Annotated in this window: 15 protein-coding genes; 6 read left to right on the forward strand and 9 right to left on the reverse strand. The window is 71.7% G+C overall.

Annotated elements, in window-relative coordinates; all coding sequences use genetic code 11:
• Position 1: 1 nt before the first annotated feature.
• From VFZ09_RS08645 to VFZ09_RS08665, 5 genes are all read right to left on the reverse strand, one after another.
• The gene (locus VFZ09_RS08645; protein WP_329727024.1) at positions 2 to 817 is read right to left on the reverse strand and encodes an FAD/NAD(P)-binding protein; all 816 of its coding nucleotides are present in this window, start codon (positions 815 to 817) and stop codon (positions 2 to 4) included.
• Positions 814 to 1,275: a cyclic nucleotide-binding domain-containing protein gene (locus VFZ09_RS08650; protein WP_329727025.1), complete on the reverse strand. Its 462-nt coding sequence runs from the start codon at positions 1,273 to 1,275 to the stop codon at positions 814 to 816. The genes VFZ09_RS08645 and VFZ09_RS08650 overlap by 4 nt, the downstream gene beginning before the upstream one ends.
• A 13-nt stretch (positions 1,276 to 1,288) precedes the next feature.
• Entirely contained in the window at positions 1,289 to 2,425 is a 1,137-nt protein-coding gene (locus VFZ09_RS08655; protein WP_329727026.1) for a 4Fe-4S dicluster domain-containing protein, read from the reverse strand.
• 196 nt (positions 2,426 to 2,621) lie between these two features.
• Positions 2,622 to 3,833, reverse strand: coding sequence for an efflux RND transporter periplasmic adaptor subunit (locus VFZ09_RS08660; RefSeq protein WP_329727027.1), 1,212 nt, complete (start codon positions 3,831 to 3,833; stop codon positions 2,622 to 2,624).
• Between the two features lie 19 nt (positions 3,834 to 3,852).
• On the reverse strand, positions 3,853 to 6,219 hold the full coding sequence (locus tag VFZ09_RS08665; protein WP_329727028.1) for an FtsX-like permease family protein: 2,367 nt from the start codon (positions 6,217 to 6,219) through the stop codon (positions 3,853 to 3,855).
• A 97-nt stretch (positions 6,220 to 6,316) separates the two neighbouring features.
• Between VFZ09_RS08665 and VFZ09_RS08670 the strand changes: the two genes are divergently transcribed.
• From VFZ09_RS08670 to VFZ09_RS08680, 3 genes are all read left to right on the forward strand, one after another.
• A complete protein-coding gene (locus VFZ09_RS08670) occupies positions 6,317 to 7,102 on the forward strand; it encodes a TIGR00730 family Rossman fold protein (protein ID WP_329727029.1) in 786 nt (261 codons plus the stop codon).
• Between the two features lie 96 nt (positions 7,103 to 7,198).
• The gene (locus VFZ09_RS08675; protein WP_329727030.1) at positions 7,199 to 8,656 is read left to right on the forward strand and encodes a glutaredoxin family protein; all 1,458 of its coding nucleotides are present in this window, start codon (positions 7,199 to 7,201) and stop codon (positions 8,654 to 8,656) included.
• A 32-nt stretch (positions 8,657 to 8,688) separates the two neighbouring features.
• Entirely contained in the window at positions 8,689 to 10,296 is a 1,608-nt protein-coding gene (locus tag VFZ09_RS08680) for an NAD(P)/FAD-dependent oxidoreductase (protein WP_329727031.1), read from the forward strand.
• An 11-nt stretch (positions 10,297 to 10,307) separates the two neighbouring features.
• Here the strand turns inward: VFZ09_RS08680 and VFZ09_RS08685 are convergent, their stop codons facing one another.
• Positions 10,308 to 12,593: a heavy metal translocating P-type ATPase gene (locus tag VFZ09_RS08685; protein ID WP_329727032.1), complete on the reverse strand. Its 2,286-nt coding sequence runs from the start codon at positions 12,591 to 12,593 to the stop codon at positions 10,308 to 10,310.
• Positions 12,594 to 12,673: 80 nt separating this feature from the next.
• Here VFZ09_RS08685 and VFZ09_RS08690 point away from each other — a divergent pair, with 80 nt between their 5' ends.
• From VFZ09_RS08690 to VFZ09_RS08700, 3 genes are all read left to right on the forward strand, one after another.
• On the forward strand, positions 12,674 to 14,662 hold the full coding sequence (locus tag VFZ09_RS08690) for a C1 family peptidase (RefSeq protein WP_329727033.1): 1,989 nt from the start codon (positions 12,674 to 12,676) through the stop codon (positions 14,660 to 14,662).
• Between the two features lie 114 nt (positions 14,663 to 14,776).
• Positions 14,777 to 15,667: a hypothetical protein gene (locus tag VFZ09_RS08695; protein ID WP_329727034.1), complete on the forward strand. Its 891-nt coding sequence runs from the start codon at positions 14,777 to 14,779 to the stop codon at positions 15,665 to 15,667.
• Positions 15,664 to 16,323, forward strand: coding sequence for a hypothetical protein (locus VFZ09_RS08700; protein ID WP_329727035.1), 660 nt, complete (start codon positions 15,664 to 15,666; stop codon positions 16,321 to 16,323). The genes VFZ09_RS08695 and VFZ09_RS08700 overlap by 4 nt, the downstream gene beginning before the upstream one ends.
• A 21-nt stretch (positions 16,324 to 16,344) precedes the next feature.
• Here VFZ09_RS08700 and VFZ09_RS08705 read toward each other — a convergent pair whose 3' ends face one another.
• The 3 genes from VFZ09_RS08705 to ppsA are packed head-to-tail and all read right to left on the reverse strand — an operon-like array spanning position 16,345 to position 24,120.
• The gene (locus tag VFZ09_RS08705; protein ID WP_329727036.1) at positions 16,345 to 19,737 is read right to left on the reverse strand and encodes a hypothetical protein; all 3,393 of its coding nucleotides are present in this window, start codon (positions 19,735 to 19,737) and stop codon (positions 16,345 to 16,347) included.
• Positions 19,734 to 21,731 carry a CHAT domain-containing protein gene (locus tag VFZ09_RS08710; protein WP_329727037.1) on the reverse strand — a complete coding sequence of 666 codons (1,998 nt, stop codon included), beginning with the start codon at positions 21,729 to 21,731 and terminating at the stop codon, positions 19,734 to 19,736. The genes VFZ09_RS08705 and VFZ09_RS08710 overlap by 4 nt, the downstream gene beginning before the upstream one ends.
• 49 nt (positions 21,732 to 21,780) lie before the next feature.
• Positions 21,781 to 24,120 (reverse strand): phosphoenolpyruvate synthase, encoded by a 2,340-nt coding sequence (gene ppsA, locus VFZ09_RS08715; protein WP_414640682.1) that lies wholly within the window; start codon positions 24,118 to 24,120, stop codon positions 21,781 to 21,783.
• Positions 24,121 to 24,170: the final 50 nt, after the last annotated feature.

Raw genomic sequence — 24,170 nt, forward strand, 5'->3', positions numbered from 1 at the left:
CTCACACCTCGCGGAGGTTGATGAAGGGGCGGAGCCGGTCGTAGGAGAGCACCGGCCCGTCCTTGCACACGAAGAGCGGGACGAGCTGGCAGTGGCCGCAGAAGCCCACCGCGCACTTCATGTTGCGCTCCAGGGACAGGTGGATGCGCGAGTCGGGCACGCCCTGGCGCTCCAGCTCGCGCACGGTGAAGCGCATCATCACCTCGGGCCCGCACATCAGGGCCACGGTGCGCGACGGCTCCATCTCCACGTCCCGCAGCAGCGCGGGCACCACGCCCACGTGGCCCTTCCACTCAGGGCCCGCCTGGTCCACGGTGACGAGCACCTTCAACCGGGGGTCCGCCCGCCAGCGGTCCAGCTCGCGGCGGTACAGCAGCCCCTCCGGCGTGCGAGCCCCCACCAACACGGACACCCGGCCGTACGCCTCGCGGTGGCGCAGCAGGTGGAGGATGGCGGAGCGCAGCGGGGCGAGTCCGAGCCCTCCGGCCACCACCACCACGTCCAGGCCCCGCGCCTGCTCCAGGGGCCACGGCCGGCCATAGGGGCCTCGCACCCCCATCCGCCCTCCCCGGCCCACGCGGCGGAGCGCCTCGGTGACGGAGCCCACCGTGCGAATCGTGTGGAGCAGCTCGCCCGGGCGCGCCGGGTCTCCGCTGATGGAGATGGCCACCTCCCCCACCCCGAAGGCATACAGCATGTTGAACTGGCCCGGCTGGAAGGGAAAACCCCCGGGACGATCCGACACATCCAGCGACACGGTGAACGTGTCCGCCGTCTCGCGGCGGAGGCTCCGCACGCGCAGGGGCTCGGGCATCATCGGGCCGCCTCGTAAACATCCAACCGCTGCATGCGGACGCGCTCCAGGCGCTCGTAGAGCTGGCGCAGCAGGCGCATGGCCAGGGCGGGCTCCAGCACGGGGTGCTCGGGACTGGGGCCGCGCAGGCACGCGGCGCCGAGCGCGAAGGCCTCCACGGGCTCCACGGCCCGCGCGTCCAGGTGCCAGCGGTAGGGAGGAAAGAGCCAGGACAATCCGAGGATGTCGCCGGCCTTCAGAGACTCGAGCTGGCGGGGCCCCTGCCCGGGAACGGTCAGTTCCAGCGACACGCGGCCGGAGCGCAGCAGGAAGAGCGAGTGGGCCTCGTCCCCCTCGCGCAGCAGCAAGGCGCCCGCGGGGAAGGACACCTCGCGCACGTCACAGGCAATGGCCTTCACCTGCTCGGGGGACAGTCCGCGCAGGAAGGGGTGCTCCTCGAGGGGCGGCAGCGGGGAAGCCATGGGTCGTCTCCTGTCACGCGCCGGGCCGGGCCCCGTCGGTGGCGCGGATGGCGGCCACCTCCTCGGTGATGTCGATGCCCACCGGGCACCAGGTGATGCAGCGCCCGCAGCCGGTGCACCCCGAGGTGCCGAATTGATCCCACCAGCTCGCGACCTTGTGCGTGAGCCACTGCCGGTAGCGCGAGCGGGTGGCGTGACGGACGCTGCCGCCGTGCAGGTGCGAGTGGTCCAGGGTGAAGCACGAGTCCCAGCGCCGCCAGCGCTCGGCCACGCCGCCGAGCAGGTCCGTCGTGTCCTCCACCGTGGAGCAGAAGCAGGTGGGGCACACCAGGGTGCAGTTGGTGCAGCCCAGGCAGCGCTCGGCCACGTTGTCCCAACGCGGGTGCTCCAGGTTGCGGTAGAGCAGCTCCTTGATGTCCGTGGTGTCCATGGCGCGGCCCATGCTCCGGGCGGTGCGCTCCACCACCGCGTCCGCGGCCCGTGCGTCCGGCTCCCCGGCGGGCACGGCGCCCACGCGTGCCAGCAACGCCGCGCCACGCTCGCTGCCCGGCTCCGCGAGGAAACGGTGTCCCCCCTCGAGCAGCTCGGTGAGGGCCACGTCGAAGCCGGAGGTGACGCGGGGGCCGGTCTTCATCGAGACACAGAAGCAGGTGCCTCCCGCCTGCCCGCAGTTCACCGCCACCACGAAGAGCCGCTCGCGGCGCGCCGCGTAGTCCGGATCCTTGTAGGGCCCCTCCAGGAAGGTGCGGTCCTGGACGGCGATGGCGTGCAGGTCACACGAGCGCGCGCCGATGAGCGCCAGCCGGGGCGGCTCGGTGGACTCCGGCTCCACCTGGAAGCCCTCCTCCTGGCGGTGCGCCCGGAAGAGCCGCAGCTTCGGGAGGAAGAGCAGATGCTTCCAGGACCTGGGGCCCACCGAATAGCCGAAGAGCGCTCCATCCTCGCGCCGGGCCAGCCGGTAGGTGCCCGCTTCCTGCACCTCCGTCATGCCCCGGGGCAGATCCACCACTCCGCGGATCTCCGCGTGGTCGATGGCACCGTCCCGCACGGTGGGGCCCATCAACCGCCAGCCATCGCCCCGCAGTGCCACCAACAGGGCCTCCAATCCCTCCACGGACAGGACAAAGCGCTCCTTCACGGCTTCAGGCATACGGCCTCCGGGAACCGAGGACTCGGGTGCGCGGCCCGGCAGCCTAGGCACCGGCCCCGTGCGCTCGCGAGCGACGGCGGGCCCGCCCGTCATCCGGCGAACGCTCGCGGCCTCTCCCTTCACTCACTGGACGTCCGCCTCGTCCCTCCGGGCAGGGCCCGCGCGCCCGAGCTGGAGGCTTCCTCCCTCCCGCGGCCTACTCCACCCGCCGCGGGGTATAGGCCACGCCGTCCTTCACGCTCGCACCGGGGTGGACGATCACCTGGGCTCCGGGCTCGAGCCCCTCGAGGATCTGCGCCCGGAGCCCGTTGCGCTGCCCCACCTTCACCTGCCGCAGCCGCACCCTGCCCGCGTCCGCGACGAACACGGCCCAGCCCTCGCCCCGGCGGAACAGCGCGTTCTCCGGCACGCTGACGACGTCCTGGCCTTCCCACAGCGTCATCCGCGTCTGCACCCGGAAGCCATCTCCCAGCGAGGCCCGCCGCTCCAATGGCTCCTCCAGCGAGGTGATGACGTTGACCCGCTGCTCCTCCACGCCCAGCGCGGACGTCTCCGTGAAGGCCGAGGGCTCCACGCGCAGCACCTTGCCCTCCAACGGGTAGCCCCCTCCCCACTGCAGGATGCGCACCCGGGACCCGGGCTCCAGACGGACCGCGTCCTCCGTCAGCACGTCCGTCACCACCTCGAGCCGCCGCGGGTCCCCCACCTCCATCAGGGGCGCCCCGGCCGCCACCGTGCCCTCGCTCTCCTGCGTCACCTTCAACACCCAGCCGTCCACCGGTGAGCGGACCTCCAGCACCTCGTCGTTCCCCCCGCCCGAGCCGCCTACGCCCTGGCCCTCGGCCCGCATGCGCAGGAGGGCCGCGCGAGCCCCCGCCAGCTCCTGATCGGCCACGCGCACCCCGGCCCGCGCCGAGGCCAGCGCCTGCGCGCGCGTGCGCACCTCCGTCTCCGCCTCCTCCAGCGTGCGCGAGGGGATGACGCCCGCCTTCGCCAGCGTCCGCTGCCGCTTCAGCTCCGAGCGCGCGAAGTTCAGCGCCTCGTTCGCCCGCGCCAGCTCGGCCCGTGCCTGCCGGCTCGCCGCCCGCGCCGCCCCCACCCGCGCCTCCGCCTGCGCCCGGCTGCGGGGATCCAACAACTGCGGCTCCAGCGCCGTCAGCCGCGCCACCGTCCGCCCCGCCTTCACCTCGTCCCCGGGCTCCAGGGTGATGCGCTCCAGGTGCCCGCCCAGCGGCGCCGAGAGCACATACCGCTCCTTCACCCGCGTCCTTCCCGGCTCGGTGACGGTCACCTCGAAGGGGCCCCGCTCCACCGGCGCCAGCTCCACCTCCACCGGCTTGGGCAGGAAGGCCCGCACGAGGCTCCCCACCAGCAGGAGGGCCAGCAGCACCAGGAGTCCTCTCTTCACCCATTTCATCGCGCGCCCCCTACTCCCGCGTCTTCAACACGCCGATGAGATCCAGATGATCCAACCGCCGCCGCACCAGCAGCGCGCTCAGCAGTCCGGCGCCCAGCACCACCAGCACGGCGAAGGCCGAGGAGGCGGGGGTGATGAAGGTGGGCAGGCGGATCATCTCGGTGTCCACCAACGCGGAGGACATGGCCCGGGCGATCCACCGCCCCAGCAGGAGCCCCACCGGCAGCGCCAGCAACAGGCTCACCGCCAGCTCTCCCAGCAGCACCCAGGAGATCTCCCGGCGGGTGAAGCCGAGCACCCGCAGCGTGGCCAGGTCCCTGGCCCTCACCGCGAGCGTCACCCGGGCATTGTTGTAGACGATGCCCACCGAGATGATCACCGCGAAGATGGAGAACGCCAGGGTGAAGACGAGCAGGACCTGGGCGTTGGTCTCCTCGAAGTGCTGCCGCGCCAGCTCCTTGCGCGCGACGCCCAGGATGCCGGGCAGCTGCTTGAGACGGGCCTGGAGCGCGTCGAGCTGGAGAGGATCCACCCACAGGGTGGCGGCGGAGACGGTCCGCTCCTCCCCCAGCAGCCGCGCCATCGCGTCCAGATCCATGTAGGCCGACAGGCCGATCCAATCATCCACCAGCCGCGCCACGCGCACCTGGAGCACCTGCCGCTCGCCCTCGAGCACGTGCATCCACACGGTGTCTCCCGCCTCCACGCCCAGGCGCCGGGCCAGCTCGCTCCCGAGGATCAGTCCGCCCCCCTCCAGGGGCACCTCGCGCAGCTTCGAGTCCAGCACCCGCCGGTGCGCTCCTCCCGCGGGCAGTCCGGACACCACCACCTCCCGGCTGAGCGGCCCCGCCTCCAACCGCACCGGCAGCTCGCGCAGGGGCTCGCCGTGCCGCACCCCCGGGAGTTGCTCCAGCTCGTGGACGGCCCGCGCCGGCACCGGCTCGCGGAAGACGACCACCAGGTCCTCCCGCTGGACGAGCTCGTACTGCACATCCATCACGTAGCAGACGGAGTCCACGAAGTAGCGGGTGACGGCGGGAATGCTCACGGCCAGGGCGATGCCCAGCACGGACATCATCAGCCGCAGCGGGCGGCGCTCCAGGTCGCGCAGCACCATGCGCCCGCTCTGCGAGAGCATCCGGTGCAACCCCATCCGCTCCAGCACGGTGGGGCGGTAGCGGGGCGGCGACTCGGGCCGCATGGCCTCCGCGGGCGGCAACCGCACCGCCCGGCCCACCGAGCTCAACGCCCCCAGCGCCGCGGCCAGGGCGTTCAACGCCACCGCGCCCGCCACCGTCCTCCACTCCAGCCGGTAGACGAACACCGGGAAGTGGAACACGTCCATGTACACGCCCGTGTAGAGCCGCCCCAGCCACGTCCCCAGCCCCACCCCCACCCCGGCCCCCAGGCCCACCACCCCCAGCACCAGCTTCAGGTAGTGCCACCCCACCCGCGCGTTCGAGTACCCCACGGCCTTGAGCGCGGCGATCTGCTCGCGCTGGATGCCCACCAGCCTCGACAGCACCACGTTGACGAGGAAGGCCGCCACGGCCATGAAGATGAGTGGCATCACCCGGGCCTCGACCTCCAGGCCCTCCAGCTCGCCCTCCACGATGCGGTGGGACAGCTGCTGGTCACGTCCGTACGCGCCCACGCCGCCATGGGGCGCGAGCACCCGGTCCACCGCGTCCAGCACATCCTCCGTCCGGGCCCCGGGAGCCAGCCGGAAGACCACGTCGTTGAAGGCCCCCTCCATGTGGAAGGCCGGCGCCATCACCTCGCGATCCATCCAGAAGACGCCGAAGTGCCGCTCATCGTCGTTGAGCCCTCCGGGCGCCGCGGCGTAGATGTACTCGGGAGACAGGGCCACCCCCACCACGCGCAGCTCCGCCCGCCGGCCGCCCAGCACCGCGACCACGGCGTCTCCCGGCTCCAGCCGGTGCGCTTTGGCGAAGGCCTCGCTCACCAGCACCTCGTGGGCCTGGCCCGGCGCCACCCTGCGGCCGCGCAACACGTCCAACCGGTTGAGCCGCGGCCCCTGCCCTCCCGGGATGGAGACGATCCGCCCCGACACCGGCTCGGCCATGCCCGGCATGTCCAGCAGCACCTCCTCCACCAGCCGCGCCTCCACCTCGGCCACGCCCGGCAGCGTCTCCAGCTCCGCCAGCACCCGCTCCGGCGCGCGCTCCAGGCGGGCGAACACGTCCGCGAAGCGCGAGCCCTCGTAGTACACACGTTGCGAGGCGGCCATGGACTGGTACGTGCTCAGCGCCGTCACGTAGACGGCGATGCCCGCGGCCACCACCAGGGCCACGGTGAACACCTGCCCCTTGAGGAGCCCCAGATCCCTCAGCAGCTTGCGATCGAGCGCCTTCACGGTGGAAGGAAGATGTTCACTGAAGAGCCCTCCGGCTCCTGCGCTCCGGGGAGGGAAACACGCTCAATGGCGCACAGCCGCGCTACACTCGCCCGCCGTGCCAGCGGACGACACCCGGAGACCGGAGCCCACGGCTTCACCCGACGCGCAGTGGGGCAAGGGGACACGCGCCCACGAGGAGCGCATCTTCCTGGAAGGAGCACGGCCCCGCGGGTCGGAGCTGGCCCGGGCGTTGCGCATCTTCGGCGAGTGCATCAAGGGCTTCCGCACGCTGCACTTCGTGGGCCCGTGCGTGACGGTGTTCGGCTCGGCGCGCTTCGGCCCGGAGCATGGGGCCTACGAGCAGGCGCGGCGCATGGGAGCGGAGATGGCCCGGCAGGGCTTCACGGTGATGACGGGCGGCGGGCCCGGCATCATGGAGGCGGCGAACCGGGGGGCGCGCGAGGCGGGCGGCCGCTCGGTGGGCTGCAACATCCAGCTGCCCCATGAGCAGAAGCCCAACGCGTACCTCGATACCTTCGTCGAGTTCCGTTACTTCTTCGTCCGCAAGCTGATGCTGGTGAAGTACTCGTACGCCTTCGTGGCCTTCCCGGGCGGCTTCGGGACGATGGATGAGATCTTCGAGACGGCGGTGCTCATCCAGACGGGGAAGATCCGCGGCTTCCCGCTGGTGTTGATGGGCCGGGACTACTGGCAGCCGCTGGTGGACTTCCTGCGCGGGACGATGCTGGCCGCGGGGGCCATCGACGCGGAGGACGTGAAGCGGCTCGTCATCACGGACTCGGTGGAGGAGGCGGCCGGGTACATCCGCGAGTGCATCGGGGCGAGACCGGAGTTGCTGCGTGCCGGACCCCGGCGGAGCAGGCTGCTCGGCGAGCGCTGAACCGGGCCCGGAGCGGCACGGCGGGGAGCCCTCCCGGGCGGGGTGCCCGCTCCGGCCACACGTCCCATGCTTCCTCGAGCACCCGCTCGGCATGGCATGAAGCTCCACCCCCTCACCTTCCTCCAGGAGTACCGGGCCGAGCGCGCCATCGCCTCGCTGCGCCAGTTGGAGACGCCCGTCGTGCTCACCGGCGCGCAACTGCGGCGGCTGTCGGACTCCCAGCGGCCCTCGGGCCAGCTCCTCTTCGGCACGGCCGCGCTGCCGGCGTCCGTGTGGCTGTTCATCCTCCCCTTCGCGGCCGGGATGCTGCTGCTGGAGGAGGCGCGCAAGGCCTGGGTGCGCCGCACGGGCCTCGCGCCTCGCGCCGTGCGCTCCCCCCCGCGGGCCCGGGTGTTCGGACTGCTCGCGGCGGGACTGCTGGCCGCGTCCGGCGCCCGGGCCAAGGCGCCTGCCGAGCCGGTGGAGCTGGAGGTCTTCGTCCGCGAGGGGTGTCCGCGCTGTGAGGACGCGAAGCGGTTTCTCTCCCAGCTCCAGGCCGAGCGGCCCGGGCTCCAGGTGCATTACCGCGACGTGGTGAGGGACCCCGAGGCACTCGCCCGGCTCCAGGAGCTGGCCGGACAGCGGCCCGCGGGAGGTCTCGGCGTGCCGGCCTTCCACGTGGCGGGGCGGCTGCTGGTCGGCTTCAACGGCCCCGAGACGACGGGCCGGCAGCTCGTGGCCCTCCTCGAGGGACAGGCCCCCGGAGCGCCGGACGCGGCCGTGTGTCCGGTGGGCGGGGAAGCCCCCGGGTGTCCACCCGGGGGGCCACTGGACTCCATCGAAGCGCCCTGGGTGGGCCGGGTGAGCCTGAAGGACTGGGGCCTGCCCGCCTTCACCCTCCTCATCGGTCTGCTGGACGGATTCAACCCGTGCGCCATGTGGGTGCTGCTGTTCCTGCTCTCGCTGCTCGTCAACCTGCGCAGCCGGCGGAAGATGCTCGCCGTGGCGGGCACCTTCGTGCTCACCAGCGGGCTCGTCTACTTCGCCTTCATGGCGGCGTGGCTCAACGTCTTCCTGTACCTGGGCCTCTCGCGCCTCACGCAGGTGGTGCTGGGAGCGGTGGCGCTCGTCATCGGCGTGCTCAACGTGAAGGACTTCCTGGCATTCAAGCGCGGGCCCTCCCTCTCCATCCCCGAGAGCGCGAAGCCGGGCCTGTATGCCCGCGTGCGGCGGCTCCTCCAGGCGAGGTCGCTGCTGCCCGCCCTCGGCGGCGTGGTGGTGCTCGCCTTCCTCGTCAACCTCGTCGAGCTGGCCTGCACCGCGGGCCTCCCCGCCGTCTATACCGAGCTGCTCGTCCTCCAGCACCTGCCCACCTGGGGGTACTACGGGTACCTCGCCCTCTACAACGTGGCCTACATCCTCGACGACTCGGTGATGGTCCTCCTCGCCGTGGTGACGCTCGGGCACCACAAGCTCCAGGAGCGCGCCGGGCGCTGGCTCAAGCTGCTCAGCGGCTCGGTGATGGTGCTGCTGGGGTTGCTGCTGCTGCTGCGCCCCCAGTGGCTTACGTTCTAGTCAGGGGCCCGGCGAGGAACAGGAGGCGCATCATGGACGCGGCACGCAAGGCAGTGGTGATCGGCACCGGCGCTGGAGGCCTCGCGGCGGCGGGCTTCCTCGCGCGCTCCGGCTTCGACGTCACGGCCCTGGAGCAGGGTCCTCACCTCGGGGGCAGCCTCGCGCCCTTCGAGCGCCAGGGCTTCACCTTCGATGTCGGCATCCACTACGTCGGCCAGTGCGGTCCGGGTCAGTTCATGTCCAGGCAGCTCGCGGCCCTGGGACTCGACAGCTCGGCCCTCTTCAGCGAGCTCGAGCCCGACGGCTTCGACATCTACCGCTTCCCGGACTTCGAGGTGCGCAACTGCAAGGGGCTCGAGCGCTTCCATGCGCGTCTCCAGGCGCTCTTCCCGGAAGAGGAGGCGGGGCTGGCCGGGGTCTTCGGACTCCTGGGGCGCGTGCGGCAATTGATGGCGCTCGGCGTGCGGCCCCACGACGGAAGGCTCCATGCGTCGGACCTGGCGCCCCTGCGGGCCGTGCCCGCGCTGTGGCACTGGAACCGGAGGACGTGGGGCGAGCTCCTCCAGCACCACCTGAAGGACGAGCGGGCGCGGGCGGCGCTGTCCGCCATGTGCTTTGACTGGGGCCTGCCCCCGGGCCGGGTGGCGGCGCTGGCGGCACTCGGCATCATCGCGGACTATTCCGACGGGGCGTACTTCCCCAGGGGCGGCGGCGGTGCCCTGCTCCAGGCCCTGGTGGACGCCGCGCGGGGGCACGGCGTCACGTTCCGCACCCACGCCGCGGCCCGGCGCATCCTCGTCTCTCAGGGGCACGTCACGGGTGTGGAGCTGGAGGACGGAGAGCCCTTCGAGGCGGACGTCGTCGTGTCCGACGTGGATCCCACCGTGACGCTGGGCCACCTCGTCGGGCCCGAGCACCTGCCCGCGAGGCTCCGCGCGCGCGTGGCCCGCACCGAGCCCTCGTTGGGAATGGCCGTCGTCTACCTGGGCCTGCGCCGCGACCTGCGCCAGCATGGCATGAGCGCCGCGAACCTCTGGAGCCACCCGGCCACGGACCTCGATGGCCAGTTCGAGCCGCTCGGCCGGGGCGAGCTGCCGCCGGAGCTGTCGCTCTTCCTCTCGTCCAACTCGCTCAAGGACCCCACGGGCTCCCTGGCGCCGCCCGGGTGCTCGACGCTGGAGGTGGTGACGTTCGTCCCCGAGGCGATGTTCGAGCGCTGGGCCTCCCTGCCGGCCGGCGCGCGGGGAGAGGACTACCCTGCGTTCAAGGAGCGACTCGCGGACCGGATGCTGGATGAGGTGGAGGCGCGCTTCCCAGGCCTCGTCGGGGACATCGCCGTGCGGGAGGTGGCCACGCCGCTCACCTGGCTGGATTCGCTGCGCGCGCCGCATGGAGGCGTGTACGGCCCCGCGATGACGCCGCGGCAGGCCGGACTCCACCGCTTCCGCACGCGCACGCCCGTGGAAGGCCTCTTCCTGGCCGGCCAGGGTGTGCTGTCGATGGGAATCTCTCCGGTGCTGCTGTCCGGAAGGCTCGCCGCGCATGCCGCCGAGCACTACACCGGGAAGCGCGGCCGGCTCCGCCACCACCTGGGCGAGGGACGGGCGTGGTACTCCGAGGCGGATGCCCCTCCCTTCTGAGTCCGTTCCCCTCAGGAGACGGCCTCGAAGAGCTCCTCCTCCTGGGCGAAGTGGAGCTGGAGGATGGCGCTCAGGCCATAGAGGAGCCGGCGCAGCTCGCGCTGCTCGGCGGCATCCGGGCCCTCCTCGGCCAGGTCCGACACCCGCCGGTGGAGGAGCCGTCCGAGGTGGGCGATCTCCCGGTGCGTGTGGCTCATGCTGGCCAGCGGATCCTCCCCGCCCAGCAGCCGGGCCAGGGTGGGATAGAGCCCGGTCTCGTCGCTGCGCTCGTGGGGGAGCAACCGCTCCTCCAGCACCCCTTCCAGCGTCAGCAGCTCGGCCTTCTGCTGCCGTGGCGCCAGCGCATCCAGCCGATCCGCCAGGGACTGGATGCGCTCGAGCACGGGGCGCAGCTCCTGGTGCTCGGCCTTCAGCCGGATCACCGCTTCGGCCGGGAGCGCATGGTGCGCCGGGAGCAGGCCGCCCCCGCCCAGCGCGCGCAGGGCGTTGAGGATGGCCGCCGTGTCGATGCCCTCCTGCAGGATGGCCCCCGCCACCGGACCCAGCAGGCCGGCGGCCGCGACGCCCATGGCCACCAGGGACAGGCCCATCCCCAGCAGCACGCTCTGCAACGCGATGGCGCGGACACGGCGGGCCACGAGCAGCGCCTCCACGAGCCGATCCAACCGGTCCACCAGCACCACCACGTCCGCGGCCTCCGAGGACGCCCCGGAGCCGCGCGCCCCCATGGCCACGCCCACGTCGGCCGCCGCCAGCGCGGGCGCGTCGTTGACGCCATCGCCCACCATCAGGGTGACGCCCGCCGTGCGCTCGCTGAGCACGGCCTGGACCTTCTCCTGGGGGCTGCGCTCGGCGAGCACCGCATCCACGCCCAGCGCCGAGGCGATGATTCCGGCCACCTCCGCCCGATCCCCGCTCACCATGACGAGCCGCTTCACCCCCGCCTTGCGCAGCAGACGCAGCGCCCGGGGCGTGTCAGGGCGGATCTCATCGGCGAGCAGCAGCGCCCCAGCCAGCTTCCCGTCGATGGAGACGAAGACGCCCGAGCACCCCTCGTAACCCATGCGCCGCAGCACCGCGCGCGTCCACGGCGAGAGAGGCCCCGCCCCCTCCACCCAGGCATGGGTCCCGAGCTTCAGCCGATGGCCCTCCACCACGCCGCTCATGCCGGCGCCTGGAGTCTCCGCGGACTCGGTGGGCAGCGACAGGCGCAGTCCCCGCTCGCGCGCGGCGGAGACGATGGCACCGGCCATGACGTGCTGGGAGACCTGCTCCAGCGAGGCGCTCAGCCGCAGCAGCTCCTCCGGCTGCGCGTCTCCCGTGGTCTCGATGGCCGTCAACCGGGCCTGACCGGTGGTGAGGGTGCCCGTCTTGTCGAACAGCAGGACACGGGCGCGGGCGAGCGCCTCCAGGGCCGCCCCGTCCTTGATGAGCACGCCGCGCCGGGCGGCCCGGGAGATGCCGGAGACGATGGCCACCGGGGCGGCGAGGATGAGGGGACAGGGCGTGGCCACCACCAGCACGGCAAGCGCGCGCACCGGATCTCCCGACAACACCCCGGCGAGCGCCGCCAGGGCGAGCGTGAGCGGGACGAAGAGCAGCGCGTAGCGATCGGCCATGCGCACGAAGGGGGCCTTGGAGGCCTGGGCGGATTGCACCAGCCGGACCACCCCCGCGTAGGTGCTCTCGGCCGCGGTGGAGAGGACGCGCAGCTCGAAGGGCGGGCCGGCGTTGACGGGGCCACTGCGCACCCGCTCGCCCTGCGGGTGAGAGACGGGGAGCGACTCGCCCGTGAGGGCGGACTCGTCCAGCACCGCCTCGGCGGAGAGCACGAGCCCATCCACCGGAATCACCTCGCCCCCCTTGATGAGCAGGCGCTCGCCGGGCCGCAGCGCGTCCACCGGCACCTGCACGAGCCCGCCATTCTCGTAGCGGGTGGCCACCTTGGGCGCCCGGCCGAGCAGCGCCGTCAACTCCCGCCGCGCGCGGGCGCGGGCATGCTCCTCCAGGGCCCTTCCCGAGGAGAACATGAGGGCGATGATGATGCCCGCGAGGAACTGTCCGAGCGCCAGCGCCCCCGCCATGGACAGCAGGGCCACGATGTCCACCCCCATGCGGCCCCGGCGCAGGTCATCGATGATGGACACCGCCACCACGAGCAGCACGGGGACGGTGCCGGCCGCCCAGGCGAGCTCCATCACCCGCGGGTGACCGAGCCACCAGGCCAGACACCCCACCAGCAGCCCTCCCGCCGATACCCCCAGCGGCCCCGCGCTCCCGAGCCAGGAACTCCTCATGCCTGGAAACTAGTACCCGTGGATGGCTGGTGGACGGCGGCTCCCATCCTCATCGTCCATGGAGACGAAAGGAGTCCGCCATGGCCTGGCTCGGCAACGTCCTCGAGCCCATCCTCAACGCCCGCAGGGATACGCCCGACTTCCGGGACCGCCTCTACGAGGCCACGCTGGTGGAGGTGCCCCCCGTCCTCCCGCTGGAGGAATACCAGGCGTACGGCGTACCCATCCTGGACCAGGGCAAGGAGGGCGCGTGCACGGGCTTCGGCCTGGCCACCACCGCCAACTACCTGTTCCGCAAGCTGGGGCGCAGGCCAGGCAGTGGCTCCCGGCCCGAGCCACCGTGCGTGAGCCCGAGGATGTTCTACGAGATGGCCCGCCGGTACGACGAGTGGCCGGGAGAGAACTACGAAGGCTCCAGCTGCCGCGGGGCCCTCAAGGGCTGGCACAGACACGGCGTCTGCGCGGAGGAGAAGTGGACGTACGATCCGCACTGCGAGCAACCCGGCGTCCTGACGGATGAGCGCGCGGCCGACGCCATGATGCACCCGCTGGGCGCCTACTACCGCGTCAATCACAAGGACCTGGTCTGCATGCACAGCGCGCTCTCGGAGGTGGGCGTGCTCTACGCCTCCTGCGCGGTGCACGCGGGCTGGATGGAGGTGGGCGGCGATGGCCACATCCATCGCGGCACCGAGCTCAAGGGCGGGCACGCGTTCGCCATCGTCGGCTATGACGCGGATGGCTTCTGGATCCAGAACTCCTGGGGCCCGGGGTACGGCAGGCAGGGGTTCTGCCACCTCGGCTACGGCGACTGGCTGGCCAATGGCTCGGATGTCTGGGCGTTGCGCCTGGGCGTCCCCATCAGCCGCGAGCAGGCGGCCCGGGTCACCGGGAAGACCCGCGCCGCGGTCGCCGGTGCCCATGAGAGCTATGCCTTCGCCGAGCTGCGCCCGCACATCATCAGCATCGGCAACGACGGCCTCCTGCGCCGTGGCGGCACCTATGGAACGGGCCGGGCCGATGTCCGGCAGCTCCTCGAGCAGGACTTCCCGCGCATCACCCGGCACTGGCCCCAGAAGCGGTTGATGCTCTACGCGCATGGCGGATTGGTGGACGAGTCCTCGGCGGTATACCGGGTGGCGCTCCACCGGGAGAAGCTGCTGAGCAGGCACATCTACCCGCTGGAGTTCGTCTGGAGGAGCGACTTCCTGACGACGCTGAAGAACCTCCTGCGGGACGCGTGCGGCCGGCGCACACCCGAGCGGATGCCTCGCGGGCTGAAGGAGCTCATGGAGGACCGGTTCGACGACATGCTCGAGCCGCTGGCGCGCCGGCTCGGCGGGAAGGCGCAGTGGGAGGAGATGAAGGAGAACGCCACGCGGGCAACGGCCTCGGCGCGCGGCGGGGCCCGGTTCGCCGCCGGGCTCCTCGCCGAGCTGCGAAAGAAGGAGCCCTCGCTCGAGCTCCACCTCGTGGGACACAGCGCGGGCGCTGTCTTCCACGCCCCGCTGGTGCAACTGCTGGCGAGCCAGGGACGGATCGGCCAGGGACCCCTGGAGGGGGAGACGGGACTTGGACTGCCCATCGCCTCCTGCACGCTCTGGGCGCCAGCCTGCACCACGGGGCTCTTCAAGGAGACGTACCTGCCCCTGCTCGAGAACGGCGGCATCGAGCAACTCACGGTGTTCACGCTGACCGAGGAGGGCGAGCGCGACGACACGTGCCTGGGCCTCTATCACAAGTCGCTGCTCTACCTGATCTCCAACGCCTTCGAGCCGACGCCCCGCATCCCGCGCATCGCCGATGCCCGGGGCCAGCCGCTGCTGGGCATGGCCACCTTCATCCAGCGCGACGAGACGCTCCGCGCGCTCTTCCAGGACAAGGCCCGGTGGGTGCTCGCCCCCAATGACGTGGCGCTCGATCAGCCCGGCGCGTCCCGCGCCAGGAGCCATGGCGGCTTCGACGACGACGCGGCGACGCTGAGCTCGACAGTCGCGTACATGGAGCAGGTCTCGGCGCGGGTGGGCACGGGGAAGGCCCCGCCAGTGCCCGTCCCCACCCCGGCGTGAGGTGTGCCAACGGGGAGGCGGCGTCATCTGGTGCACAGCAGCCCATCCCCGGAGGTGGGCGAGGCGGGAACCCGGCACGTTCCTACAATACTGCCACAGCCGTAGGGAGGCCGCATGGCGAACGAGCAGATGACCCCGGCGCTGAGGAGCCTCGTGACGCGGCATCCGCCCATGGACACCGAGCGGCTCTGGGATGAGATCTCCGAGGCGGCCTGGAAGCTGCCCGGCTCCCGCGGAGAGAAGGAGCTCCCGGGAGAGCGCGTGGCCCGGCTGCGCGAGCGGCTGCACGGAGAGCTCATCGCCTTCCACCAGCGGCTGCTCATCACCCCCTACACCCGGGGGGACATGCCGTGCGCACCGGGATGCGCGCTGTGGCGGGTGGACATCCCGCTGACGCTCTTCCCCAAGAGGGACCAGGGCTTCTCCCGGCTGGAGTGCCTGGTGGAGTTCCGCACGGACAGCGAGCGCACGGACTGCTTCCGCGTCCTCAGGCTCTTCCCCGAGGAGCGGAGCACGGTGCTGGCGCACGCGGAGATGGGGGGCATGCTGGCGCTGGACGTGGGCGCGAAGGTGGGCGTGCCGCTGCCGGTGATGCCGGGAGTGAGCCTCACGGAAGAGGTGGCCGCACGGGTCTACGGCAAGGCCGTGATCGGCCCGTTCATCTACCAGGCACGCCGCACCTGCGTGGAGACGGAGGTGTTCGAGGGCACGAGCGCGCGCTGGCGGCTGGATGACACGAGCTCGCCCGAACGCGTGGGAGTGGAGGGCCATCACCTCTCGGTGGTGCTGGAGGTGAAGCAGGGCGCTCCTTCCATCCACGCCGCAGGCTACCTGGAGGCCTACAGCGATCTGCACTGGCTGACCGCGACGGTGGGCGGCTTCTGGCAGAACCTGAAACAAGCCCTGCGCGACTTCTTCAAGCGCGGCGCCCCGGTGCAGGCCTACGGCGACTGGTGCGACATCCTGGCGTCCTCCACCGCTTCCGAGGGGAAGCAGGCGGGGTGAGCGCAGGTGGACACCGCGCGAACGCGGACCTGCGCGCCTTCGTGGCGGCGCTCGCCATGCTCTGGGCCGCCCCCGCCTCCGCGAGCGAGGAAGCCACCGCGAGCGAGCGGGCACCACGCTGGTCCTTCAGGGGCGAGGGAAGCTACTACTCCCTCCCCGACGACACCGACTATGTCCTCTGGCGCGCGCTCGCGGACCGGGGCCTGCTCCACCTCGAGGCCCGCTACAACGCCGAGGCGCTCCATACCCTCTCCGCCTTCCTCGGCGTGAACTTCGCTTTCGGCGAGAGGCTCCGGCTCGAGCTCACGCCCCTGCTGGGCGGGATGGTTGGCAGGACGAACGGGCTGGCGCCCGCCCTCGAGCTCGGCCTCTCCCTCTGGAAGCTCGAGCTGTACTCGGAGATGGAGTACGTCTTCGACCTGGGAGCGCCGGAGGCCAACTTCTTCTCGAGCTGGACGGAGCTCTCCCTCTGGCCCGTGGAGTGGGCGCGCGCGGGCCTCATCTTCGAGCGCACCAGGACCGTCACGACGAGCTTCGACCTCTCGCGAGGCTTCCTCCTGGGGCTCGCGTACCGGCACGTCTCGGCGGCGGTGCACGTCCTCAACCCGGGGGCGGAGGACGTCTACACCATCTTCTTGCTCGCCGCGGAGTGGTAGGACAGCCCCCTGCCCGCGCACTCAATACAGCATGACGGCCACCAGCAGGCTGGGGCGCTCCCCGTACAGCTTCGGAACCGGCAGCCGCCAGTCCCCGCCGGGCAGTGGCCCCACGGACGGCTGCTCGCATTCCAGGGGCCGGAACTCCACGATGGGCGAGAGGGTCAGCGTGGCGCTCCAGCTCCCATCCGCCCCCGGCCAGAGCCGCAGACCCTCCGCGAAGAGCTCCATCTGGATGCCCGGCGGCGGCACGACTCCGGTGTCCGCCCGGTTCGTGATCACGACGGTGTCCATGTACTTCCGGGCGGGACCGGCGGAGCTCGAGATCCCCATGCACGCCCCCGGCTCGAGGCCGGCGATGTTGACCAGCACGGGCAACACGTACACGCCCTGGATGGCGTCCCGCAGGGCGGGAGGCAGCCGGCCCCCCAGCGAGACCCGCCACGCGGGGCCTTCTCCCGCGCCTGAGGCCACCTGCTCGAGCGGGAGCATCGCGAGGCTCCACTCCCCCCTTCGCGCTTCCTCCAGGTGCCCCTGCTGGATGGGCTCCCGGCGCAACTGGTAGCCGTAGTCCGTCAGGATGGGTTGGCGGGATGAGCCCGTCTTCGGCTCGTCCAACCCCGGCAGGGACACCACCGCTCCCGCGAGCCGCGGCCAGGCGGAGACCAGCAACATTCCGCTCGAGAGCTCCTGGCCTCCGATGACCAGCCGGGTGCGGGAGTACTTCTCCGCGTGGATGGACAGGGCGAAGGGCCTGTCGGACAGCGCATCCACGGAGAAGTACTCGGCGTTCTTCTCGTTCTGCCGGACCTGCCCCGTGAGCGGTACTTCCGTGACGAGCTGGAAGTCCCCGCGCACGCCGGGCAGGGTCTCGACCTCACGGAACGGTGGGTAGATGAGGAAGAAGATCAGGGCGCAAACCAGGACGACGGCCCGGGCCGCGAGGGTCTCGCGTGGCCGTGTGGACGGGCGTCGCAACCGCTCCGCCGCCAGGACGGAGATGATGACGAACGTCTGGTAATTGCTCACGATGGACACGCTCGCGACCGTACTGGCGAACAGCATGTGGAGCGCACCGGGCCAGGGATGGGCCCACCACGCCCACATGCTCAGGAACCAATCCAGGGTGTGAGGGAAGACCGCACCGCACAGGACCGCGAAGGCGTACACCGTGGCAGGCTTCGACTTCGCGCGGAAGCAGCGCACGCCGAGCTGGACGAGGCCTACGGTCAGCAGCCACTCCAGCAGTGACGCCACCAGGAGCACGGTGAGGAAGACGAGCCACCGGGAGATCCCCAACAGCCTCGCGACCTCGGCCTCCTGATTCAGGAGCGTCGCGGCCTCCTCCGTTATCAGCACCACCAGGTGGAGCACCACGCAACCGATGATGAGCGTCCCGCTGCGCAGCACCGAGGCACGCCAGTCCTCCCGTCCCTCCGCCGCGGCGGTGATCGCGGCACGCCTTGCCACCCTCCATCCCAGGATCAGCCCCCAGGGGACGAAGACGAACGGGAGATTGTCGATGATGAGCCAGAGCACCTGGCCCTCGAAGACGGTGGGCCAGCGCACGGTCACCACCTCGGGGTAGTTGGTATAGAGCCAGTAGGTCGCGATCAGCAGCCCGAGGGTGAGGCTCCACGCCAGCCCCGAGACGACGCCCACCTGGGCACCGGTGATGATGCGCGCGCGGATGGTCACCTGCTCCCGCCGCAGCCGGCGCTCCCGGACGATGTTTCTCGCGAGGCGCGACCAGTGCTCGGCAACGCCCTCGGCCGGGCGTTCCGCCTCCAGCAGGTCCGCCAGCAACTCCAGCGCGAGCGGCCGCTGCCGCGCGGCCTCCAGCGCGCCCTGGAGCCTCCCGAGCGCATCCGGCTTCGCCAGCTGGACGAACGACTTCCTCGCCGCGCCGCGCACCACCTCGTCCGGATCCTCCAGGGCCAGCGTCAGGCACCGGGCGGCGAGCTGGCCCGAGCCGTCCCGCAGCTTCCCGCAGGAGCCCGCCGCGCCGCGCCGCACCGACAGGTCCGGGTGCTCGAGCAACCCGAGCACCAGCCGCACGGAGCGTCCCTCGCCGGACTCGTCATAACGGGCCGCCCAATACGCCACGGAGTCCGCCTGCCCGTGGACGCTGCTGCGCAACAGGAACTCCGCCTGCTTCTCGTCGAGCCTCAGCCGCTCCTTCCAGGGGTCCACCCGGTCCTCGAGCTGGGGGGCGGTCAGCAGCCAGTCGGGGTTGGTGCGCCACTGGGAGCCCTCGCTCAGGGTGGCCACGAAGTTGCGCGTCGCGCGGAAGCGCACGAAGTCCTCGTCGTCGGACAGCCAGGAGCTGGCGATGGTGATGAGGTGCTCGTGCAACAGCTCGAACCACTCCTCGCCCTTGCGGTGCTCCACGCGCAGCAGGCCCTGCCCGGTGAGGTGCTCGAGCACGGCGCGGACCTCCCCCTGTTCCGCCCGCACCGGGCCGGCGAGCAGATCCTCCACGCGCAGGGCATACCGGGTCCGCTCCGAGGAGATGAGGGCGTCGAGCACCAACCGCACCAGCAACATCCGCTTCTCGCCCAGCCCGCTCGTCACCCGGTGGACGTACCCGCCGAGGATGCCGTCCACGCCGCCCAGCCGCTCCAGGTCCTCCCGCGTCAGGTGCACGGGCAGACCCCGCCGTGCCACCACGTCGCGATACAGCTCGGTGCAGACGATCTGGAGCACGGGTGGATCGAAGTTCCAGCCCGCCAGCAGATCCACCAGGTGGTTGACGAAGGCTTCCTCGTAGGTGACGTGCGCGTGCTGCAACGGCCGGACGATGGCCTGGCGCGCGCCATAGGCGGTGAGCGGCAGCAGCCGCAGCCCGTAGCGGGTCAGCTCGGGCAGGGTGGCGCGCAGGTCCTGCAGCTCGGCGTAGTAGTCCTCGCGCAGGCTGAAGACGAGCCGGAGGTTGGTGGCATGCTCCTGGGAGATGCGGCCCAGCAGCCTCATCAGCTCCGCCCGTGCCGCGGGCCGCTCCCGGAAGCGGACGAAGAACTCCTCGAACTGGTCCAGGACGATGACGAGCGGCGCGCGGGTGGACAGTTCCTCGAGCATGCGCTGAACGCGCTCCTCTGGCGCACGGGGCGCATTCTCTCCGGTCAGCCCCGAGCCCGGGAGCGCGGCGGCCAGGGCGGCGCAGATGTCGTCCACCGGTGACTCCAGCAGGCGGATCCGCAGCGGGAGGAACCCGCGCTGCCGCAGCCGGGGGAAGAGGCCGGCGAGCAGCAGGGACGTCTTGCCCAACCCCGAGCGGCCATACAACACGAAGGTCCGGCCGCGGGTGAGCCCGGCCAGGACCTCCTGCACTTCGTCCTCGCGCCCGGAGAAGCGGCCCTGGTCCGGCTCTTCGAAATAGGAGAGGAACTTGTAGGGAGGGTCGGACGGTCTCATCGCGCCTCCTCTTCCAACCGCGCCGTCAGCGCCTCGATGACCGCGGCCGGCTCCTCGCGAATCCATTGGACATTGAAGGGCGCCCAATAGGCGGCATCCACCTGCGTGGCCTCCGTGGACACGAAGAAGCAGGGCCCCTGCATCGACGCCTCGCCCACCTCGAGCAGGCCCGCCAGGCGCCGTGCGAGGGAGTCGCGCGGGGAAACACCCAGGAAGAGCAAGCCGCGGCCCATCTGGTGGATCAGATCCACCACCTCCGAGCTCGCGCGGGACAGCCGCTCCCAGAGGAGATGATCCCGGTCGGTCTCGGTGAGCGCGAGCGAGGAGGCCTGGGTGAGGGTGCCCAGCACGTTGACCAGCAGCGGCTCGGCGTGCTCGCCCGGCAGGGACTGCTCCACCCGGTTGAGCACGCGGGACAGCTTGCGGGCGCGCTGGAGCGCCTCCTCCATCAGCCCGTCGAAGTGGAGGTAGAAGATGCCCGGCACGTCCCAGGTGGCCAGCTGCCGCATGCACTCGGGCGGCTCCGCGTGCTCGCATGCCGTCTGGAGCGACTCGATGAGCTCATAGCGCCGGCCATTGCGCTGGTAGTGCTGGCAGATGCGGGCCAGCAACAAGGTGAGGTACCAATCCCGGGCTTGCTCCATGCGCAGCAGCTCCTCCTCTTCCGGATAACCACACTCCCGCGCGAGGCGGTGGATGAGCTGGCCCAGGGTGGGCGCGAGGAGACGGGTCTCCTGGCCACGCCGCCTCGACAGCGGGGTGAGCCGGTGCAGGCCCGGGCCCACCACCGGCAGACAGCGCCCGTGGAGCAGGCCGCGCACCAGCGCCTCCGGCAACCACGGCGTGGACCTGGCCTGTACCGGCTCCACGCGCTGCGGGGCCGGGGCGGGAGCGGGGCGGATGTCGAAGAGGCGCTCGCAGCCGGGGCTGAGGTAGAGCATGGGGGTGATGAAGCCCCGCACGGTGTCCCCGCTCGCGTTGATGCGCAGCGAGCGCCGCGCCTGCTGGACCGCGATGGCCACGTGTCCGGGGGCATGGCCGGTGAGCAGCTCCCGGTAGAAGCTGTCCGCGAACCGGATGGAGACCGTGTCGGAGATCTCATACCGCATGGCGATGACGGCGGGCACGCGCGCCGTGCGTACCAGGAGGGGGCCCAGCCCCGAGAGCGTCCTCGAGACAGAGGGCGACGCGCCCAGGCAACAGTTGAGCAGCGCGAGCCGCAGGTGCTGCCCCTGCACCAGGCTGGCGAAGGTGGCGGCATCCATCCAGAAGTCGCCCAGCTCGGAGGTTTCCCGGTTGAGGCGCAGGGAGAAGCCCTCCTCGCTCACCTCCCCATGGCCGATGTAGTGCAGCACGTCCCAGGGCCCGGCCTTCAGCTCCTCCAGGAGCCGATCCGGTGTCACCCGCCCTTCCACCAGCCCGGTATGCAAGGTCTCGCCCAGGCTCCGGGCCACGCTGCGCAGGTTGTTCCACTCGTATTGGACCTGGAGGCCGGAGCCCTCGGGAATGACCACCAGCACGCGCAGGGGCCGCTGCGCGGTGGGGGGCAAGGAGATCCGCGGGGAGCCCCGGGGCGGAGGGCGCAGAAGGCAGTAACGCAGGTCCGTTCCGAGGAAGCTGCTCGCGAGCTCGTCGTGCAGGGCCTCCCACGGCAGGCGCTCCACCGTGGCATCCGGCGGGATGTCCAGCCACACGAACAGGGGGTGGGACTCGTCCGCCTGGCGCTCCAGCGCCTCGAAGGCCTCGCGGATGCCCGGTGGGCGCAACGCGTTCCACAGCTGGCTGCCCACGTCCTGGAGATCCGACCGGGTGCAGATGCCCTGCTCGATACGGGCGATGACGCCCCGGGCCCGGGAGCTGGGGGACAGCTCGAAGCCAAAGGGCCTCTCGAGGGGCGGAAGGTCGCCCGCCAGGAACCGCACCTGGAAGCCCGCATCGGTCTGGAGCAACTCGAAGCGGCACTCCAGCGCACCCGCATCCTGCTCAAACGCCATGACGTGCCCTCGTCAACATCCGACGTCACCGGGGCGAGCCTCCGAAATCTCACCGTGTCCGCGCGGCCTCCAGCAGCAGGCGGCGCTCGGCGGCGGCCACCACCCGCCGCGCCGCTCCCACCGCGCCCGGGTCCACCGAGATGGAGGTGATGCCCGCCCGCACCAGGTGCTCGGCGAACTCGGGCCGGTTCGAGGGCGCCTGGCCACACAGGGAGCACGTCACCCCCGCCGCCCGGCTGGCGTGGATGATGCGGATGATCGCATCCAGCACCGCCGCGTCCGACTCGTTGAACAGCTCCGCGCACATCTCCGAGTCCCGGTCCACCCCGAGCATGAGCTGCGTGAGATCATTCGAGCCGATGGAGACGCCCGTCACGCCCAGCTTCGCGTACTCGGGGATGCGGTACACCACCGAGGGCACCTCCGCCATCACCCACCGCTCCAGCCCGCGCTGACGTCCCAGGGGACTGGCATCCAACAACTCCAGACACGCCTCCAGCTCCCAGCGCGTGCGCACGAAGGGAATCATCACGTGCAGGTTGGGGGACTCCTCCCTCACCCGCGCGAGCGCCTCCAATTCCAGACGGAACACCTCCGGCTCACGCAGGTAGCGGTAGCAGCCGCGGAAGCCGATCATCGGATTGGCCTCGACGGGCTCGTACTCCACGCCGCCCTCCAGCCCCCGGAACTCGTTGGTGCGGAAGTCCGTCGTCCGGTACACCACCGGGCGCGGATGGAAGGCCCGGGCGATCTCCCGCAGCGGGGCCACCATCCGCTCCAGGAACTCGCGCTGCCGTCCCTCGGCGATCAGCTTGCGCGGGTGGATGCCGCCGAACGCATCGGTGAGCAGGAACTCCGCGCGCAGGAGCCCCACCCCATCCACCGGCAGCGCGGCCGCCTCGCGCGCCTGCCCTGGCAGGGCCAGGTTGACGTACAGCTTCGTCGCCAGGGGCTCGGGCTCACCGGCCACGACGGCCCGGGGCGCCTCCACCGGCCCCACCGCCTCCACCCGGGGCGCGGTCACCTCCTCCACCCGGCCCTCGAGCACCTCGCCCGAGCCGCCGTCCACCGTCACCTCCTCGCCGTCGCGCAGCACCCGCGTGGCGCTGCGCGTGCCCACCACGCAGGGCAGGCGCAGCTCTCGGCTGACGATGGCCGCGTGGCTCGTCATGCCGCCGCTGTCGGTGATGATGGCCACCGCCCGGCGCATGGTGGCCACCCAGTCCGGTGACGTCATGGCGGCGACGAGCACCTCGCCCTTGCGCAGCGTCTTGCCTTCCTCGGGGCCGCGCAGCACCCGCACCTTCCCGGTGACACGGCCCGGCGAGGCGCCCAGTCCCGTCACCAGCGGCGGCTTGCGCGCCTCCTTCCCCGGCTCGGGCGTGGCCCCGCCCAGCGTGGTGATGGGCCGCGACTGCACCAGGTACAACCGCCCTCCCTGCTCGGCCCACTCGATGTCCTGCGGCGAGCCATAGTGCGCCTCCACCCGCGCGCCCAACCGCGCCAGCGTCAGCACCTCCTCGTCCGCCAGCACCCGCTTGCGCGCCCGCTCCTCGCCCAGCTCCACGCGCCGGTCTCCCCCCTCCGGCGCGCGCTCCAGCAGGAAGGCCTTGTCCCCCACCCGCACCTCGCGCACCCGCGGGCCCTGCTTGTCCACCATGTACGTGTCCGGCTCCACCTGGCCGCCCACCACCACCTCGCCCAGCCCCCAGGCCGCCTCGATGACGAGCCGCCGCACATCCCCCGTGGCCGGGTCCGCGGTGAACATCACCCCCGAGCGCGCCGAGTCCACCATCTCCTGCACCACCACGGCCAGGGAGGGCAGTTGGGTGAGGCCCTGGCTCTTGCGGTAGGACACCACCCGCTGCCCGAAGGCCGAGGCCCAGCACTCGCGCAGCCGCGTCAGCACGGCCTCGTCCCCCACCACGTGGGTATACGACTCGTGCATGCCGGCGAACGAGGTGGCGGACGTGTCCTCGTCCGTCGCCGAGGAGCGCACCGCCACCGAGTGCTTCTCCCCCATCTGGTGATAGGCCTCGAGCACGGCGTCCCGCAGCCCGGCGGGCAGCTCCACCTGGAGCACCTGCTCGCGCAGCTCGGCCGAGTGTTGCGCCAGCGACTCCGGATCATCCACGTCCACGGTCCGCCACAGCTCCTCCAGCCGCGAGCGGAGCGGCCGCAAGGCCGCCTGGAAGGCCTCGGACGTCACCACGAAGCCCGGGGGGACGGGCAGCCCCGCCTGCGTCATCTCGCCCAGGTTGGCGCCCTTTCCTCCCGCGAGCGCCACGTCCTCCCGCGAGAGCGCGTCGAACCCCACCACCCATGGCCGCGCCTGCTCGCCCGGAAGCGCTCCTCGCTCCTCCCGGACCGGCCGCGGCCCCGCTTGCACTGTCGTATCCATTGCACCATGGGTGGGGATGGAAGCGATTCGGGGCGACC

The sequence above is a fragment of the Archangium sp. genome (genome assembly GCF_036277355.1).
Lineage (GTDB): Bacteria > Myxococcota > Myxococcia > Myxococcales > Myxococcaceae > Archangium.